14 protein-coding genes are annotated in these 16052 nt (G+C 41.5%); 3 read left to right on the top strand and 11 right to left on the bottom strand.

Annotation, left to right across the window (positions count from 1 at the left end; genetic code table 11):
- Nucleotides 1–25 precede the first annotated feature (25 nt).
- Nucleotides 26–154: a hypothetical protein gene (locus BLR84_RS30340; RefSeq protein ID WP_255366852.1), complete on the top strand. Its 129-nt coding sequence runs from the start codon at nucleotides 26–28 to the stop codon at nucleotides 152–154.
- Here BLR84_RS30340 and BLR84_RS04525 read toward each other — a convergent pair.
- Together BLR84_RS04525 and BLR84_RS04530 are read right to left on the bottom strand one after the other, a co-directional pair.
- The gene (locus tag BLR84_RS04525; protein WP_090464930.1) at nucleotides 141–2051 is read right to left on the bottom strand and encodes a DUF3857 domain-containing protein; all 1911 of its coding nucleotides are present in this window, start codon (nucleotides 2049–2051) and stop codon (nucleotides 141–143) included. The two genes, BLR84_RS30340 and BLR84_RS04525, sit on opposite strands and share 14 nt — an antisense overlap.
- A complete protein-coding gene (locus BLR84_RS04530; protein ID WP_090464933.1) occupies nucleotides 2051–4024 on the bottom strand; it encodes a DUF3857 domain-containing protein in 1974 nt (657 codons plus the stop codon). The genes BLR84_RS04525 and BLR84_RS04530 overlap by 1 nt, the downstream gene beginning before the upstream one ends.
- Nucleotides 4025–4159: 135 nt before the next feature.
- On the opposite strand from BLR84_RS04530, the gene BLR84_RS04535 reads away from it, so the two are divergent.
- Nucleotides 4160–5188, top strand: a complete 1029-nt coding sequence (locus BLR84_RS04535; RefSeq protein WP_090464935.1) for a 3'-5' exonuclease — start codon at nucleotides 4160–4162, stop codon at nucleotides 5186–5188.
- A 188-nt stretch (nucleotides 5189–5376) separates the two neighbouring features.
- Here the strand turns inward: BLR84_RS04535 and queG are convergent, their stop codons facing one another.
- Nucleotides 5377–6282: a tRNA epoxyqueuosine(34) reductase QueG gene (gene queG / locus BLR84_RS04540; protein WP_369829168.1), complete on the bottom strand. Its 906-nt coding sequence runs from the start codon at nucleotides 6280–6282 to the stop codon at nucleotides 5377–5379.
- Nucleotides 6283–6466: 184 nt separating this feature from the next.
- On the opposite strand from queG, the gene BLR84_RS04545 reads away from it, so the two are divergent.
- Nucleotides 6467–6832 (top strand): SpoIIAA family protein, encoded by a 366-nt coding sequence (locus BLR84_RS04545; RefSeq protein WP_090464941.1) that lies wholly within the window; start codon nucleotides 6467–6469, stop codon nucleotides 6830–6832.
- Between the two features lie 80 nt (nucleotides 6833–6912).
- Here BLR84_RS04545 and BLR84_RS04550 read toward each other — a convergent pair whose 3' ends face one another.
- The 8 genes from BLR84_RS04550 to BLR84_RS04585 all read right to left on the bottom strand — a co-directional run bounded on the left by BLR84_RS04550 (nucleotide 6913) and on the right by BLR84_RS04585 (nucleotide 15810).
- The gene (locus BLR84_RS04550; RefSeq protein ID WP_090464944.1) at nucleotides 6913–7743 is read right to left on the bottom strand and encodes a polysaccharide deacetylase family protein; all 831 of its coding nucleotides are present in this window, start codon (nucleotides 7741–7743) and stop codon (nucleotides 6913–6915) included.
- Between the two features lie 46 nt (nucleotides 7744–7789).
- Nucleotides 7790–8680 (bottom strand): polysaccharide deacetylase family protein, encoded by an 891-nt coding sequence (locus BLR84_RS04555; protein ID WP_090464947.1) that lies wholly within the window; start codon nucleotides 8678–8680, stop codon nucleotides 7790–7792.
- A 95-nt stretch (nucleotides 8681–8775) separates the two neighbouring features.
- The gene (locus BLR84_RS04560; RefSeq protein WP_090464950.1) at nucleotides 8776–9951 is read right to left on the bottom strand and encodes a Gfo/Idh/MocA family protein; all 1176 of its coding nucleotides are present in this window, start codon (nucleotides 9949–9951) and stop codon (nucleotides 8776–8778) included.
- 28 nt (nucleotides 9952–9979) lie between these two features.
- The gene (gene ruvB, locus BLR84_RS04565; RefSeq protein WP_090464954.1) at nucleotides 9980–11002 is read right to left on the bottom strand and encodes a Holliday junction branch migration DNA helicase RuvB; all 1023 of its coding nucleotides are present in this window, start codon (nucleotides 11000–11002) and stop codon (nucleotides 9980–9982) included.
- Between the two features lie 169 nt (nucleotides 11003–11171).
- Complete coding sequence (locus BLR84_RS04570; RefSeq protein WP_090464957.1) at nucleotides 11172–11903, bottom strand: polyprenol monophosphomannose synthase; 732 nt, start codon at nucleotides 11901–11903, stop codon at nucleotides 11172–11174.
- Between the two features lie 104 nt (nucleotides 11904–12007).
- Entirely contained in the window at nucleotides 12008–13495 is a 1488-nt protein-coding gene (locus BLR84_RS04575) for a POT-type proton-dependent oligopeptide transporter (protein WP_090464959.1), read from the bottom strand.
- A gap of 115 nt (nucleotides 13496–13610) precedes the next feature.
- Complete coding sequence (locus BLR84_RS04580) at nucleotides 13611–14534, bottom strand: hypothetical protein (RefSeq protein WP_090464962.1); 924 nt, start codon at nucleotides 14532–14534, stop codon at nucleotides 13611–13613.
- Between the two features lie 97 nt (nucleotides 14535–14631).
- Nucleotides 14632–15810 carry an acetyl-CoA C-acyltransferase gene (locus tag BLR84_RS04585; protein WP_090464965.1) on the bottom strand — a complete coding sequence of 393 codons (1179 nt, stop codon included), beginning with the start codon at nucleotides 15808–15810 and terminating at the stop codon, nucleotides 14632–14634.
- Nucleotides 15811–16052 lie beyond the last annotated feature (242 nt).

Genomic DNA, 16052 nt, shown 5'->3' on the forward strand with positions numbered 1-16052 from the left:
ATTTAATTGGTAATTTTGCTGCATTATGTCAGATCAAAAAGAGAATTACTCCTTCTGGACTAAATATAAGCGTTTTGCAGGTAACGAGATTTTGCTTTATCTGGTGATGATCATCGGCATCATACTTGGCATTGTGATATTTAGTTACTTTTAGCCAGGGTAACGTTGTTGTCGTCACTTTCTACAATGGCCTGGTAAAAATCAATCAGGTCCTGGTAAATGTCCTTACTGTAAGTTCCGTCAATCAGCTGCACGCGGCGTTTATATACCAGTTCGTTCCCTTTTACGCTTATAATTGCCGAAAACTTACCGAATGGTTTACTAATGGAAACATCGGCAGGGCGCAGATCAACATGATAGTTTGGCGGTAAGGTATAAACGATTTCGTCTTCGTCTGTATAGCCCCGGTTAATATATACTTCGTGACGGCGATTACGTACCTCACGTGGAACTATGTGGGTTCTGTTGGTAGCATTGGCCAGGAAAGTTATTTTTCTGTCATTTACAGATCCGTACTCACCTGCATTAAGCTTAATGGTTTCGGTAGTTACAGGCTGCAGACTCTTATCTTGTTTAAAGTCTACTTTTTCAATATCCATATTGTTGATGGCGTATTCTTTCTGTAGGTTTTTTATCCGCTCTTTGGGTGCTTCTTCAATTATTCCTTCCCGGTTATCGTATTGGGTACCTTTAAAAATAGTTTGCATCTGGCCCGATAAATTGCCTTGCACATCTAAAACGAAGGTGGCTTTACGCTGTTGCAAGTTGTTTGGAGCCGTATATTTGGGCGTGTGAAGTAATTTTCCACCTTCAGGGGTACAGGCTAATACGGTACGATCGTCGGTAAAGTCACTTAAAAAGCCAAACGGTATTTTCTGGCTGGTGCACTCTAAAAAAGTAGTATCGTTTTTAAAAGGCAGGCATAAAATAACATGATCAAACTGGTTCATGCTGGCAAAATCACTTAATGGGCTTTGCTTGCGGCTGCCGGCTTCCACAATACAATAATAGGAATCAATATTTACGGTTTTAAGTAAGGCCTGGGTATAATTCACCAATGCCTTACAATCACCATAATTTTGCTGATCCACATCAGCAGCCAAAAAGGGCTGATACCCTCCAATACCAACCTGTACGCTTATATAATGGGTTTTACCCTGCATATATTCGTATATCTTTTTGGCTTTCAATTTTGGATCGGTGATACCATTGGTAAGTTCTTTAATATAAGATGCTGTAGCACCAGGTACCTGCAGACGACTGGCCAGTAGTTTATCATATATCCATTTCCCCATCTCCTTCCAGTTATTGAACGACCCGGTAATACCCTCGTAACTGAATTTTTCGGGGGCTATTTTAACACTGCTCAGGTACTTATCTTCATTAGGGCTATAAGGTTCGTCCTTAACTGCTTTTAAGTTATTAACCCGCCAGGTATAGGTTTTATAACCATCTTTATTAATACCCGTAACTACTTTAACGGGCATATTGATCTCTTTGTACCGGATATTAAAATCGGGTTTACAGCTAAATGTATACGAGCTTTTTTCAACAGCCTGTCCGGTAGTTGAGTTGGGTTCCCAATCGCTGAAATTAAGTGACTGTTTTGATTTTACTTCATATTCATAAACAATGGTATATGGGTAATCAGTTACAGCAGGGTTATAATGTTTGACCTTTAAATCCTGAAATAACGAAAATCCATCCTGCGCGTTTACATCCTCAAAATCGCTTTCTGAAAACTTATTAACCTGTTTGCCAAATTGGTTGTAAACCAATCCTTTAATGTTTTTTATTACGCGGCTTTTATTGTGCCAAACCACAATATCCGCTATATCGTTACCATTTTTATTTAAAATGGTAACCGCGGTTTTGATATGATAAAGTGTATTGTCATAATCTTTTACCTCAACGCTCACCTCATTATTGCGCACTACCGCGCTGGCATAAGGCAACAGATCTTTGGAGATAAGAGATACATCATAATTGTCCTGCGCGCTGGCGCCCAGGCTTATGATGGATAAAAAAAATAGTAATAAAGGAGCTCTCATTATTTTTTCTTGAAGACCATATCAGTTTTTTCTGTAAGGACTATCTTGTTATATAATTCTTTAAGGTAAGGATATTCTTCGGGGGTATAAATAGCCTTAGTGAACCGGATGATATTTGAAAAAGTAAACTCGTTATCATGACTCTCATAATTAGTAACAAACATACCCCCGCTATTGGGTAAAGCAAAAGCCACTACCTGTGGTGGGGTGTCAATAGTGTATTGCGCTGGCAGATGCATATTTATAACAAGCCTGTTGTCGCTGGCCATGCCCCAGTCAACCGGGTAATCACGCTCAGCAAGTTTAAAAGGATTATTGGTTCTTTTTTCCCAAAAGAAGGGGTTAAAAATCAGGCGGGCCTTGTTCATATTATCAAAGGCATCTATTTCAACCTCCAGTACTTCTCCGAGGGGTTGGTTAAGGGTATCCAGGTTAGTGATGTCTGATTTTAATATCTTTATTTTGGGCAATTTTGCATCAAGATCCTCTATATATTCATCAATGGAGTTGAATTTTTTGATCGCTTTACGTTTTAAATAAGCGTTATATCCATTATAATAATTACTGATGGTACCTTTGATCTTTCCGTTGTCAAGCAGTGTAAGATCAAGAGTGTGAATCTCGCTGGTCTTTTGTAAGGAACTTAGCTCAACCCAGTATGAGGGTTTGTTCAGGCTTATCACACGACCCTTATCATTCAAACATTTTAGCGGAAGTACCCCAAAAGATAACAAAGGGTCGCTGGCATCCAGGTAATATGATTTATCACCGATGTTGGCTTTAGCTACGATATAGTTAAAGTCGCTTATTACCGGGTATAGCGTATTGATGTTGCCATGTTCGCGGGTTGATAATAATACAGCCTCGGTATTAATACCTGCAGCGTTTAACGCGGTGATCAAGGTAAGGTTGATATCGGCAATGCTGCCGGTGTGGGCGTCCATAGCATGTTTAATACCTTCTGAGCTGGATATGCCAATATACTCGTTCCACTTATACCACTTTTGCAGGTAGGCATAAATGGCTGTAGCCTTATCCATTTCGGTGGTTTTGCCCACTATAACCGGTGCGATACGCTCCTTCATTAGATCTTTTCGCTTCATTTGCGACCCGAATCCCTCATCAATTTTAAGCTGATGGTCTATATCTTTCCATTCCTTGGTTTCACGGGTTTTAGCACCAGTGTAAGGATTAGTCCACTCCACAAGCTCAAAATATATAGCGGATAAAAAGTTCTTTGGCGAGGTCATGTAGTCTTCTTCCACAAAAGCCGGTATATCTTTCATCCCGTAAACGAGGTGCGAGCAGTCACTTTTTGATCCATGCGAGGTAAAACATTCGCGCTCAAGCTCGGAAGTGCTTTTTGTAAGTTTGTATGGCCCTCTTAATGATGCGTTGAAGGTCCAAAAGCCGGGTATATGAACTTCATACTGGGAATAGATCTTGGGGATATCGTCCTGAAACTCCCATTTGCGAAAGTTGTCCCAAAAAGGGGAGGTAAGTCTGTACCTGAATTCAATAACACAGCCCGGACGCAAGCCAGGCAGTGCAAATTTAATGGTACTTTGATATTTGTAATCTTTTACCTTGAATATCTTTTTAGGGTCAAGATCCACTTTTTGCATCATTCCATTATCATCCTTATAGTAAGTGGTACCTGTTATGTCGGTCACTTCTTCAGATACATTGTCACTATTATGTACAGGTATCTCGATAGTGCCGCTGGTAAAGCCCTTATTATCGAATATTTTTATTTTAGCATGGTAGCTATAAATGATCCCGATATGATCGTCTGAGGTTACATCCATCCTCGAATTACCAAATTCATTTAAAAATACGGCGTGGGCAGCGGTATCTTTATCATAGCGTTGCATGTCTACCTCTTCCTGTACAAAGCCCTCTTTAAAGTCTTGTGCAGTTGCAAGGTGTTGTATACCAATGAATAAAAGAGTAATGAGTAAAAGTTTCTTCATGAAATATTGTGATAAAATAGGAAGGTATTAAATTAAAAATAAAACGTTTATATTAAATAAATTAAAAAATTTATTCTGCTGATTCTTTTTAGGACATTTGCGACCTTTGTACCATCTACTATTGATACTTTTAAAATGAAATTAAACTTAAAACGCCCTCTTGCTTTTTTCGACCTGGAAACAACCGGTACCAATATTGGTTCCGATCGTATCGTTGAAATATCTGTAATAAAACTAAATCCGGACGGCAGCGAGGAAGTAAAAACCTGGCGTGTTAATCCTGGTATGCCCATTCCTTTGGAGTCATCACTGGTGCACGGTATCTATGATGAGCACATCAAGGATGAATTGCTGTTTAAAGAGATAGGGGAGGCGGTTGCAGAATTTATTGGCGAAAGCGATTTGGCCGGTTACAATTCTAACAAGTTTGATATACCGATGCTGATGGAGGAGTTTTTACGCGCGGGAGTATCATTTAGTCTGGATGAACGTCATTTTGTGGATGTACAAAATATATTTCACCAGATGGAGCAGCGTACATTAAAAGCCGCTTATCAGTTTTACTGTAATAAAAGCATTGAGAACGCTCACTCTGCCGAAGCCGATACCCGTGCCACTATGGAGGTTTTGCTGGCGCAGATAGAACGCTATGAAAATATGCAGTGGGAGGATAAGAAAGGAAATATCAGTGTGCCTGTTGTAGGTGATGTAGAGGCACTGCATAATTTCACTAATTTGAGTAAACCGGTTGATTTTGCAGGTCGTATGGTTTTTAACGAACAAGGTGAAGAGCTGATCAATTTTGGTAAGCATAAAGGTAAACGCGTTGAGGATGTATTTAACGTAGAACCAAGCTATTACTCCTGGATGATGCAGGGTGATTTTCCATTGTATACCAAAAGGAAACTCGAAGAAATATATACCCGTTGGAATGGTAAAAAAGCGGCTGAACGCCAGGCTAAAGCAGCAGCACAATCCAAGCCAGAACCACAAGCCCCAAAAACTGATGCCCCAAAAGCAGATTACCCTAAAAAGGAATTTGCCAAGCCCGATCATACCAGGACACAATATCCACCTAAACCTTTTAAGAAGAAGGAAGAACCCGCAAAGCCTGTTGATAACGATATGTTGCAGCAATTAGCTTTGAAGTTTAAAAAGGGGTAAGTTGGATTTGAGATATTAGATATGAGATCTGAGACAACGCAATCTCATATTTAACCATTTGTATTTATACAAAAAAGGCCTTGTAGTTAACTGCAAGGCCTTTTTTGTTAGGAATTTAAAACAATTATTCTGGTTGGCAATTGTTCTCATATCTCATATCTCATATCTCATATCTCATATCTCATATCTCATATCTCCTTCAAAAAGTCAATATTTCGTTTAAGGCCGGTGAATTTGGTGCGTTTTACGGCTGAGTTTTTAAATACTTTTTGAAAAACGTCCTGTGTTATTTCCTGCCAGTCATCGGCTTTCAGATGAAGCAGTTCGGGATGTGGACTGAAGGCCGGTTCGGTGTTCAGTATCGAAAAACGGTTCCAGGGGCATACATCCTGGCAAATGTCGCAGCCAAACATCCAGTTATCCATTTTACCCTTAAACTCTTGTGGAATCTCGTTTTTGAGCTCAATAGTGAGGTAGGAGATGCAACGACTGCCATCAACTACATAAGGGCCAACAATAGCATCGGTAGGGCAAGCGTCAATACAATTAGTACAGGTACCACAATGGTCAATGGTGGAGGCTATATCATACTCCAATTCCAGGTCGATGATCAGTTCGGCTAAAAAAAAGAAGGAACCGGCTTTTTTGTTCAACAGGTTGGAATTTTTACCTATCCAGCCCATACCTGCCTTTTTTGCCCAGGCCTTATCCAGCACCGGTGCCGAATCAACAAATACGCGACCGCCAACTTCGCCTATTTTTTCATTGATGATCTGTAAAAGCTGCCTTAATTTATCCTTTATAATCGTATGGTAGTCAATTCCGTAGGCGTATTTTGATATCTTGGGAGCGTTAGGATCGTCTTGTTTATTGTCGGTATAATAATTAATACCTAATGATATTACCGATTTAGCGCCATCAACCAACAAACGCGGATCAAGCCGTTTATCAAAATGGTTTTCCATGTATTGCATTTCGCCATGCATGTTTTTTTTGAGCCAGGATTCTAGCCTGGGGGCCTCTTCTTCCAAAAATTCAGCTTTTGAGATACCACAAAACAGGAAACCAAGCTTTTGCGCTTCGTTTTTGATCAATTGGCTATATATTGTCCTGTTTTGCGTCACTGGTGCAAAGATACTATAAAATAAAATTCATAAATCAGGAGGTATTTATCTATCTATTATTAATAGGAAGCCGTTAATCATAACATTTTTAATAAAAAGTACCTCCTGTTAATTATTGGTGTGGTATTTGTGAATATTATGATAAATATGAAAGATGCTTGAACACATGAATTATTTGCCTTCACATGTGTTGGGTATGCATGCAGTTGGTGAGGTAACCATTAATGATTACGAGAAAGCCCTTTTACCTTTGCTCCATGAGCAGGTTGAAAAAACAGGCAAGATCAATTTTTTGTTAGTTCTGGAAACCAATATTCAAAATTTTACAGCAGGAGCTTGGTGCGGAAACATTGAAATTGGCCTGAAATACTTTATGAAATGGCACAGGCTGGCCATCGTAACCGACCAAAAGGGTGTACGTGAATTTAGTCACCTGTTTAAATATATTATTCCGGGGCAGTACAAAGGTTATCCTTTGGAGCAATTGGACGAAGCCGTAAAATGGGTTGCCGGAAAATAGTATTAAGTTAAAAGTCTTTAGTTGTAAGTCGATAGTCGTCCTATTGAGCACAGTTTTACGACTAATTTGAAGACAGTCAATTAAAAATCATGGTTTATATTACCCATCAGGTTTTTTGCATTCCAGTGTCCGCTGTCAATGATTCTTCTGATGGTCATGAGCGGATCGGCAGAATAACGTTTTGTTGATAATTGGAAGGCTCCCTTGAAACCTCTTTTATGCAATTCCGGTAAACTTTCTTTGTTCCATAAACCAAAAGGGTAGGCAAAGTACTTAACAGGTTTGCCCGTTATTTCTTCCAGTTTTTTTGTGGGTTTATCTAACTGAATTTCCCAATCCTTGCCGCTAAGTTTTGGAAATGGATGATGATCCCAGGTATGGCTGCCAATCACGTTTCCTTCATCAGATAACTGTTTGATCTGGGCTTTATTCATATAATGAGGCCGACCGATGGATACCGTCATGATGAAGTAAACGGCTTTGAAGTTGTATTTTTTTAACTCCGGAGCAGCAACGGTAAACTGATCCAGATCGGTGTCATCAAAAGTGAACATGATGGGTTTGGATGGCAGCGGCGCACCCGTAGTGAGGTAATCATACAATTGATCGGGTAGGATACTGTGATAGCCCTGGTCGGCCAGCATTTTGATATGCTCTTTAAATGCTGCTATTTGTACAATATCATCTTTGGCGCTTTTGGAATCAGTGGGGCGCCAATCGCGTACCTGGTGATAGCATAAAACAGGGATTTGTTTTCGCTTCATGATAGCAGCAGTATCAACAGGAATTATGGCTGTTGATACTGCTGGTTTTGCAGCCGGCTGTGAAGTAACAGCAGTTTTATGAATTGATTTTGGCTGGCACGCAACTATGCCTGAAACAAAAAGCAATAATGCCAGTGATTTTAACATGATAAGGTTTGAGCTTGCAAACAACCCCCTTTACGGCGCCGGGAGACTAAAAACTGTTTCTTACGCTGTTACCAAAAGTTTTAGTGCTCCAGTAACCGCTGTCTAATATCCTTCTAACGGTCATTAGCGGATAATCAGGATCGCGTTTGTCAGCCAATTGGAATGCTATCTTGAAACCTTTTTTCTGGATCTCCGGTAAAACTGGTTTTTTCCAGATGCCAAACGGGTAAGCGAAATAATCTATTTTTTTACCTGTAATTTCTTCCAGCTTTTTGGTAGGCTTGTCTATTTGCGTAACCCAATCGTCAACAGGGCGGGTAGTGATTTTACCGTTTTTGCCGATGATCTTCAGCGTCGAATTGTGAGAATATTTATCAACCCGGTGATGATCCCAGGTATGGCTTCCAATGATGTTACCCTCATCTGATAGTTTTTTAACCATATCTGCAGTCATATAATGAGGGCGGCCGATAGATACAGTCATTACAAAATAAACAGCCTTAAAGCCGTATTTTTTAAGTGTAGGATTAGCAATGGTGAACTGATCAAGATCGGTATCATCAAATGTTAGCATAATAGGCTTTTTAGGCAATGGCGCGCCGGTTGTCAAATAGGCATACAACTGATCGGGCAGAATGGTATGGTACCCGCTGTCGGCCAGCATTTTGATATGTTCTTTAAATGCAGCTATTTGTACTATGTAATCCTTGGCATTTTTTGAATCGGTCGCTTTCCAGTCGCGTATTTGGTGATAGCAAACAACAGGCACCTGTTTACGGGCCATGATAGCGGCGTTATCGATTTTTCCGCCGGTTGTGGCGGCAGGAGTTTCAGAACCTTTATCAGCGGGGCTGGCTGTTTTATCAGTAGGTTTAGACTGGCATGACATTGCGCCTAATGCACAAACGGTTAACCACACAAAAGCTTTTTTTAACATAAGATAGCAATGATTATAGATTGAATTATTAACGGCGAAATTAATATTATAAATGTGCAGGTTTACAATTATATTAACAAATATTCAACCCGAAGTTATAAAATTATCCTTTTGCCTTCTTTAATTGATCTTTTAGCGGCATCCAGTATCTGCATCACAATCATGTTGTATTTTAACGATGAACGGTCATTGCGTACTTTGATAGGGTTTTTAAGCGCGGCGGTAAAATAGGGTACAGGGGCGCTTTCTGTTAAAGCCAATGGCGGCGCTTTAAATTCCTTTACATCATTATTGATGCGTACCTGAACCTTGTCGGGGTCAAAAGTATGGATATAACCTTTGGCGCCGAATATTTCCATATCCTTAATGCTGAAAGGCCAGTTCCATGACGCTTCGATCATGCCGGTGGCATTGGGATATTCTACTATAATGGTAGCATCATCTTCTACTTTGGGATATACCGATGGTTTATAATGACGGGCTATGGCAGTAACTGCGATAGGGCGTTGACCCTGCATGAACCAGGTCATCATATCGGCACCGTAGCAGCCAAAATCATTTAGTGCACCGGCTCCGTTAAGTTCCGGATCGGTTAACCAGCTTAAAAAATCCTCACTACAGCCAATCTCCCGCGGGCCCTGGTGCCCATCATGAAAAACCATTTTGCGGATCGCGCCAATGCTATCGGTTTTTACCGTATTGTAAGCGCTTTGTACCGATGAATACCAGGTGGTTTCGTAGTTGGTTAACAGGTTGATATAATATTTGAGCGCCAGAAACTCCATGCGTTTAGCCTGGTCAAGTGTGGCTGCCAATGGTTTTTCCACCATTACGGATATACCTAAAGGAGCGCAGGTCTCCACGATATCGATATGTTTACCTACAGCGTTATAGCCCAATACAATAGTAGGTTTGCGCTTAAGGCACATGGTTTTCAGATCCTCAAAAAACAGGGAATCAGGCAGGTTATATATTTTACCAAACTTTTGCCAAAGCTTTTTGTCGGGCTCGGCTATGCCAACAATGTTCACATTGCCATGACGGTATTCATTCAATATCAGATGTATATGATCATGGTTCAGCCCGGCGATGCCAACTTTGGTGCCGGTAGCTATCCTGCGGGAGGCCAAACTATCGGCTTTGATCTTAGCCAGGGAATCGGCCTGGGTGGTTTGAGCCTGTGTATCAATTGAATAAAGCGTGAAAATAACAGCAATAGCTAAAAGCATTTTGCAATAAAACCTGAAGCTTTGTTTAAGTCGTGTTCTCATGGTTTAATATGGTATAGTTGGTGGTTTACTAAAATAATGATGGGTTACCGCCCAGTTTTATTTTGCCTAAATGTTTATAAGCGCTTTCCGTAGCCTCGCGCCCGCGGGCGGTGCGCATCAAAAAGCCTTCCTGTATCAAAAAGGGTTCGTATACTTCTTCAATAGTACCTTCGTCTTCACCAACGGCGGTAGCAATTGTTTTTAAACCTACCGGTCCACCTTTGAACTTATCAATAATGGTAATCAGTATCTTATTATCCATCTCATCCAAACCGTGTTCATCCACGTTGAGGGCATTTAGCGCGTATTTAGCTATTTCGGTATCAATGTTACCGTTGCCTTTGATTTGGGCAAAATCGCGTGTGCGGCGCAGCAAAGCATTGGCAATACGCGGGGTACCACGGCTTCTGCGGGCAATTTCGTAAGCGCCTTCATCCGTAATGGGGGTTTTGAGGATAGATGCCGAACGCAGTACAATAGTTGTAAGCAGTTTGGCATCATAATACTCCAACCGGGAATTAATGCCAAAGCGGGCCCTTAATGGCGCCGTAAGCAGACCTGAGCGGGTAGTAGCCCCCACCAGGGTAAAGGGGTTAAGCGATATTTGCACCGAACGGGCGTTGGGGCCGCTCTCCAGCATAATATCTATCTTAAAATCCTCCATGGCCGAGTATAAATACTCCTCAACCAGCGGACTTAAGCGATGTATCTCGTCAATAAATAGTATATCCCCGGTTTCCAGGTTGGTAAGTAAGCCGGCAAGATCGCCGGGTTTATCCAGTACCGGGCCCGAGGTGATCTTGATACCCACGCTCATCTCATTGGCGATGATGTACGATAGGGTAGTTTTGCCCAAGCCGGGAGGGCCATGTAATAAAACATGATCAAGCGCTTCGCCACGCTGACGGGCAGCCTGTACAAAAACTTTTAAGTTGGCTAATATTTTATGCTGACCTGTAAAATCCTCAAATTGCTGCGGACGCAATACCTTCTCAATATCGCGCTCGGTATTGGTTAATCTTTCTGCTCCGGGGTCAAGATGCTCGTTCATTGCCAACGAAATTAGCTTTTTTAATTAGATTTGAGATGTGAGATATGAGATATGAGACAGATTTTTTACAAAAATCTCAAAATCAATAGTTCATCTTTGGTCTATATCTAAAAGGAGATATGTAGGCAATTAAGATTTTATCTCAAATCTCACATCTAATATCTCACATCTACCCTTCAGGGTATTTCCTGAAAATACTGTTGATTTTCATTTGGATTACCCCAAAAAATGCTTCCTTGAATATACCTGTCGACATTTTGGAGGTGCCTGCTGTACGATCGGTAAAGATGATAGGAACCTCTACCAGTTTAAAGCCATGTTTTATAGTAGTATATTTCATCTCGATCTGGAAGGCATATCCCACAAATTTTATCTTATCGAGCCTTACGGTTTCCAATACTTTGCGTTTATAGCACATGAATCCAGCTGTAGAATCATGTACATCGATACCGGTGATGAACCGCACATATACCGATGCAAAATAGCTCATCAGCACGCGGCTCATGGGCCAGTTTACTACGTTTACGCCATTGCTGTACCGCGAGCCAATAGCTGCATCAGCGCCATCAATACAAGCCTGGCGAAGTTTGAGCAGATCATCGGGGTTATGCGAAAAATCGGCATCCATTTCAAAAATATAGTCGTACTGACGCGCAATAGACCACTTAAAGCCATGTATGTAGGCCGTTCCGAGGCCCTGCTTACCCGCACGCTCTTCAATAAAAAGGCGTTCGGGGTATACGTTCATCAGATTTTTTACAATGATGTTTGTGCCGTCAGGCGATCCATCATCAATGATGAGTAAATGAAAATCATGAGGTAAGGAAAATACTTTGCGAATCATTCGCTCAATATTTTCCTTTTCATTATAGGTTGGTATTATAACTATGCTATCCGGCACTTAAAAAATATCAGGTAAACAAAGAGCAAAAATAATTGATTTAAACCCGGTTTTAAAAATTAAAAGCAGTTAAATAATGTTAACTGCTTTTAATGAAAAGAGATTTATAAATTATGCGTATCAGCAATAACCTGGTTATCTACATAAGGATCAGTAATGTAGTTGCGCTCTTTTAACCTTGGAGCAACAAAAAGAAATATCAGTATAAATACGCAAATAAAAATAACAAAGAACCACTCATAGTTTGCACCTTTAAGCATACGTGCCCACCAGCCACCATCTTCTATTAAGCCATTAACAAGCGCGGTAATCAAATTACCGAACGATACAACCAGGAACCAGATACCGGTCATGGTACTTTTCATTGATTTTGGTGAGTGTGTATAAGCGTATTCCAGGCCGGTGATGGATACGAGCACTTCGGCCGCTGAAAGTATCATAAACGCAAACACCTGCCACCAGATGGAGGGTGTACCGCCATGATCCAGGCTGGTGTGTATTATGCCGATTACCACGAATGATAAAGCTGTTAAAATCAGGCCGGTGCCAAGTCTTCGCAGCGGGGTTGTTTTTAGGCCAATTTTATCAAGCCATGGATATACTACATAGTTGAAAAATGGAATGAATAGAAGAAGGAACACCGTATTAACAGTTGATAACTGACCAGGCAGCACCGTGAACGAGGTAAAACCCAGGTTAATTACACGGTCCATCCTTTCGGCATATAGCGTCCACTCAGATAAACATTGATCCCAAACAGCCCAAAATGCCAGTGCGAAAAAGAATACCGACATAACCCGGTATACTGCTTTCACTCCTTCAACGCGTTCGGGGTTATACGGACCTTTGGCAACATCAAGCATAGATTGCCCGGGTTTGCGTTCACCTAAATGAGTTAGTGCATACCAGGTTATAAATACCAGGTTATTGCGATTAACGCCTTGTGGGGGAACCTTTACGTATTTTTTACGGCCCGAAAAAAATATGATGGTAGCCAGCGCCATTAGTAAACCGGGGATACCAAAAGCCCATCTGGGGCCAAAGTGCTCATAAGTCCATGGAATAGCAACGGTTGAGATCATAGAGCCGGCATTGATACTGAAATAGAACCAGCCGTAAACTTTCGAAAGCAGATCCTGGTTGGTAGCATCAAACTGATCCCCCACGTTAGCAGATACGCATGATTTAATGCCGCCGGCGCCAATTGCAACTACAAGTAAGCCTAATTCAAAACCACCAAGGCCACCATCGAACATGGCCAACATTAAATGTCCCACACAGTAAATCATCGATACATATAGAATGAGTTTGTATTTTCCTGTAAACCAGTCTGCTATCATGCCGCCTACAAATGGCAAAGCATAGGCCACCATCACAAATAAGTGGTGTAGCTTATTGGCTTTGGCGTTGGCAACATCTGTTAACGCAACAATATGGTTGGGATTAAAAAACTGGTTTACCAGAAAAAGCGTCAATACAGAACGCATTCCGTAAAAGCTGAAACGTTCCGCGGCTTCGTTGCCGATAATATAAGGAACACTCCTGGGGAATCTGGATTTTGGGGTAGCCGTTGCGGCAGGGTTTTCTTGCATTATTTAATTTTGTTAAAAATAGTATAATTCTTGTTATTCAGGGTCTTATACCAAAGGTGTTACAATTTATGATTTAAATATCTTGATGAATGAATTACTTATAGAGTTAATGTATTTAATTTGAATGTATCAGGCTCTTGTCCTTAGCTGCCTGTTTTTTCGGGTCCACGTATTCTTCATCGCTATTGTTAGGGATATTGCGCATATCCAGATTTTCTACATATACCCAGCGGCCATTTTTTAGCTTATAACCATCGTATGACAGATCGGGGCCAAAGGTCTCGGGTTGGTCTTTCATCTTCTTATCCGGCGGTGCCAGGTGGTCAAATACGATTAGATTTTGGTCGGCTACATAGCGCAGCAACATGGATACCTGGCGGGTATACTCAAATATTATCCTTTTGCGGGTTTTGCTATTGCCATCAAAAACAGGCATCCCGAATGAAGGCTTTTCTCCATTACCATTATTAAAAGATAGTATCTCCAGTACTTTTTTGGTTGATTTTACGGTATTTCCCTTCCAGCCAAGCAACACATAATAGGGTTTTTGTGCATACACCGGGATGATCTTGTAATACTGGGCGCCGTACCATTTGCGGTTATCGGTCACCGAATCCTCGGGGTTTTTGAGTAGGGGCGAATAATCTTCGAGCGGAAACATTTTAAGCGGGCCGCCGCTATTGAGCTGAATAGTGCCATAAAAGCGATAACTGCCATCCTGGTTCATCACGTGCCAGCTCATGATCCGGAAACGGTTATCGGGCGAATTCAAGATGCTGATACTTTTAACCGAATCAAAAGGAAAAAGGAAAGAATTGTTAATTTTTAAGGCGCTTACCAGTGTTTTAATAAACTGGTAATTAGCGTTTTTCCGCTCCAGGTCGTTTTCATCATTCACCATTTTTTTACCCAGCGAGGCGAGGCTGTCCTGGTAAATATTCAATTGTTTTATGCGTGAACTCTCGTCTAAGTGCTGACCAAAAGTCTGGCTGCAAATAAACAGGAAGGTTACGAACAGAAACAAGCGCTTGGCTACCATACCGGGTATTTAAAAATTAACATGATGTTGCCGCTAAATTAAATAATTTATCATAATAGCTGTTGTAACTTATAGTTGAACAGCCGGTTTGTTTAATTTAACGTAAATTTTCAATAACCATTGCGCTGGCGCCGCCACCACCATTACAAATTCCGGCAGCGCCGTATTTGCCTTTATTTTGCTGTAAAACAGAGAGTAAGGTAACAATGATGCGCGCACCCGAAGCACCCAGCGGATGACCAAGTGAAACAGCACCCCCATTTACATTAACCTTAGCTGGATCGAGCTTTAAAAGCTGGTTGTTGGCAATAGATACTACAGAGAATGCTTCGTTGATCTCAAAAAAGTCGATCTGATCTGAAGATAAGCCAGCGCGGTGTAAAGCCAGCGGGATAGCCTTGGATGGAGCAGTAGTGAACCATTCAGGTGCCTGTTGTGCATCAGCATGGGCTATTATTTTGGCTAATGGTTTAATACCCAGCTCGTCTGCTTTTTCTTTGCTCATCAATACCAGTGCCGCTGCGCCATCATTTAAGGTAGATGCGTTGGCGGCGGTTACGGTGCCATCCTTTTTAAATACGGGTTTTAATGAAGGTATCTTTTCAAACTTTACTGCTTTGGGTTCTTCATCCTCGGCAAATAAAGTGGTATCACCTTTTTTATCTTTAAGCTCCACGGGGGTTATTTCATCGTTGAATTTGCCTGCTGCCTGCGCTTTTTGGGCCCGGTTGTAGGATTCAATAGCAAAGGCATCCTGCTCTTCGCGACTGATGTTACAATCAGTGGCGCACAATTCAGCTGCTGAGCCCATGTGGTAGTCGTTATAAACGTCCCAGAGACCATCTTTTATCAGTCCGTCGGTAATCTGGCCGTTGCCCAGGCGGTAGCCGTTGCGGGCCTTATCCAGGTAATAGGGCACATTGCTCATGCTTTCCATACCGCCGGCTACTACAATATCATTTTGACCGATGGCGATGCTTTGGGCGGCCAGCATAATGGCTTTCATGCCCGAAGCGCATACTTTATTTACGGTAGTGGCAGGTAAATAGGGCAGACCGGCAAATATAGCCGCCTGGGTGGCAGGTGCCTGGCCCAAATTGGCCGACATTACATTGCCCATATATACTTCTTGTATCTGCTCGGGTTTGAGGCCCGATTTTTCGATTGCTGATTTGATGGCTAAGGCCCCCAGTTGCGTGGCGCCTAAGGCAGCTAAACTACCCCCAAAGCTGCCGATAGGCGTGCGTGTGGCAGCTACTATTACTACTTCTTTCATGTGTCCCTCATTAAATTGGTGTGGCAAATTTAGTTATTTTGATGAAAGGAAAAAGCTATGCATGCATAATAATTACAATTGATCCTGGTGGTGTTTTTTTCGGCACAAACCATTTGGCCGGTCGGTAGCCCAGGAGGCATTTTTTATTCGCTTCCTACCCTGAAAAACTTTTTAAACCTTTAATTTTAACACTTTTCTGCTCAAAAAACGATGAAAATAGCTCGAAAACTGCTTGAAAAACC

Source organism: Mucilaginibacter sp. OK268 (assembly GCF_900103125.1).
Classification (GTDB): Bacteria; Bacteroidota; Bacteroidia; order Sphingobacteriales; family Sphingobacteriaceae; genus Mucilaginibacter.

Coding starts and splice junctions, on each gene's coding strand:
- BLR84_RS30340 (WP_255366852.1), top strand. CDS start 26: ATGTCAGATCAAAAAGAGAATTACTCCTTCTGGACTAAATATAAGCGT.
- BLR84_RS04525 (WP_090464930.1), bottom strand. CDS start 2,051: ATGAGAGCTCCTTTATTACTATTTTTTTTATCCATCATAAGCCTGGGC.
- BLR84_RS04530 (WP_090464933.1), bottom strand. CDS start 4,024: ATGAAGAAACTTTTACTCATTACTCTTTTATTCATTGGTATACAACAC.
- BLR84_RS04535 (WP_090464935.1), top strand. CDS start 4,160: ATGAAATTAAACTTAAAACGCCCTCTTGCTTTTTTCGACCTGGAAACA.
- BLR84_RS04545 (WP_090464941.1), top strand. CDS start 6,467: ATGCTTGAACACATGAATTATTTGCCTTCACATGTGTTGGGTATGCAT.
- BLR84_RS04550 (WP_090464944.1), bottom strand. CDS start 7,743: ATGTTAAAATCACTGGCATTATTGCTTTTTGTTTCAGGCATAGTTGCG.
- BLR84_RS04555 (WP_090464947.1), bottom strand. CDS start 8,680: ATGTTAAAAAAAGCTTTTGTGTGGTTAACCGTTTGTGCATTAGGCGCA.
- BLR84_RS04560 (WP_090464950.1), bottom strand. CDS start 9,951: ATGAGAACACGACTTAAACAAAGCTTCAGGTTTTATTGCAAAATGCTT.
- ruvB (WP_090464954.1), bottom strand. CDS start 11,002: ATGAACGAGCATCTTGACCCCGGAGCAGAAAGATTAACCAATACCGAG.
- BLR84_RS04575 (WP_090464959.1), bottom strand. CDS start 13,495: ATGCAAGAAAACCCTGCCGCAACGGCTACCCCAAAATCCAGATTCCCC.
- BLR84_RS04580 (WP_090464962.1), bottom strand. CDS start 14,534: ATGGTAGCCAAGCGCTTGTTTCTGTTCGTAACCTTCCTGTTTATTTGC.
- BLR84_RS04585 (WP_090464965.1), bottom strand. CDS start 15,810: ATGAAAGAAGTAGTAATAGTAGCTGCCACACGCACGCCTATCGGCAGC.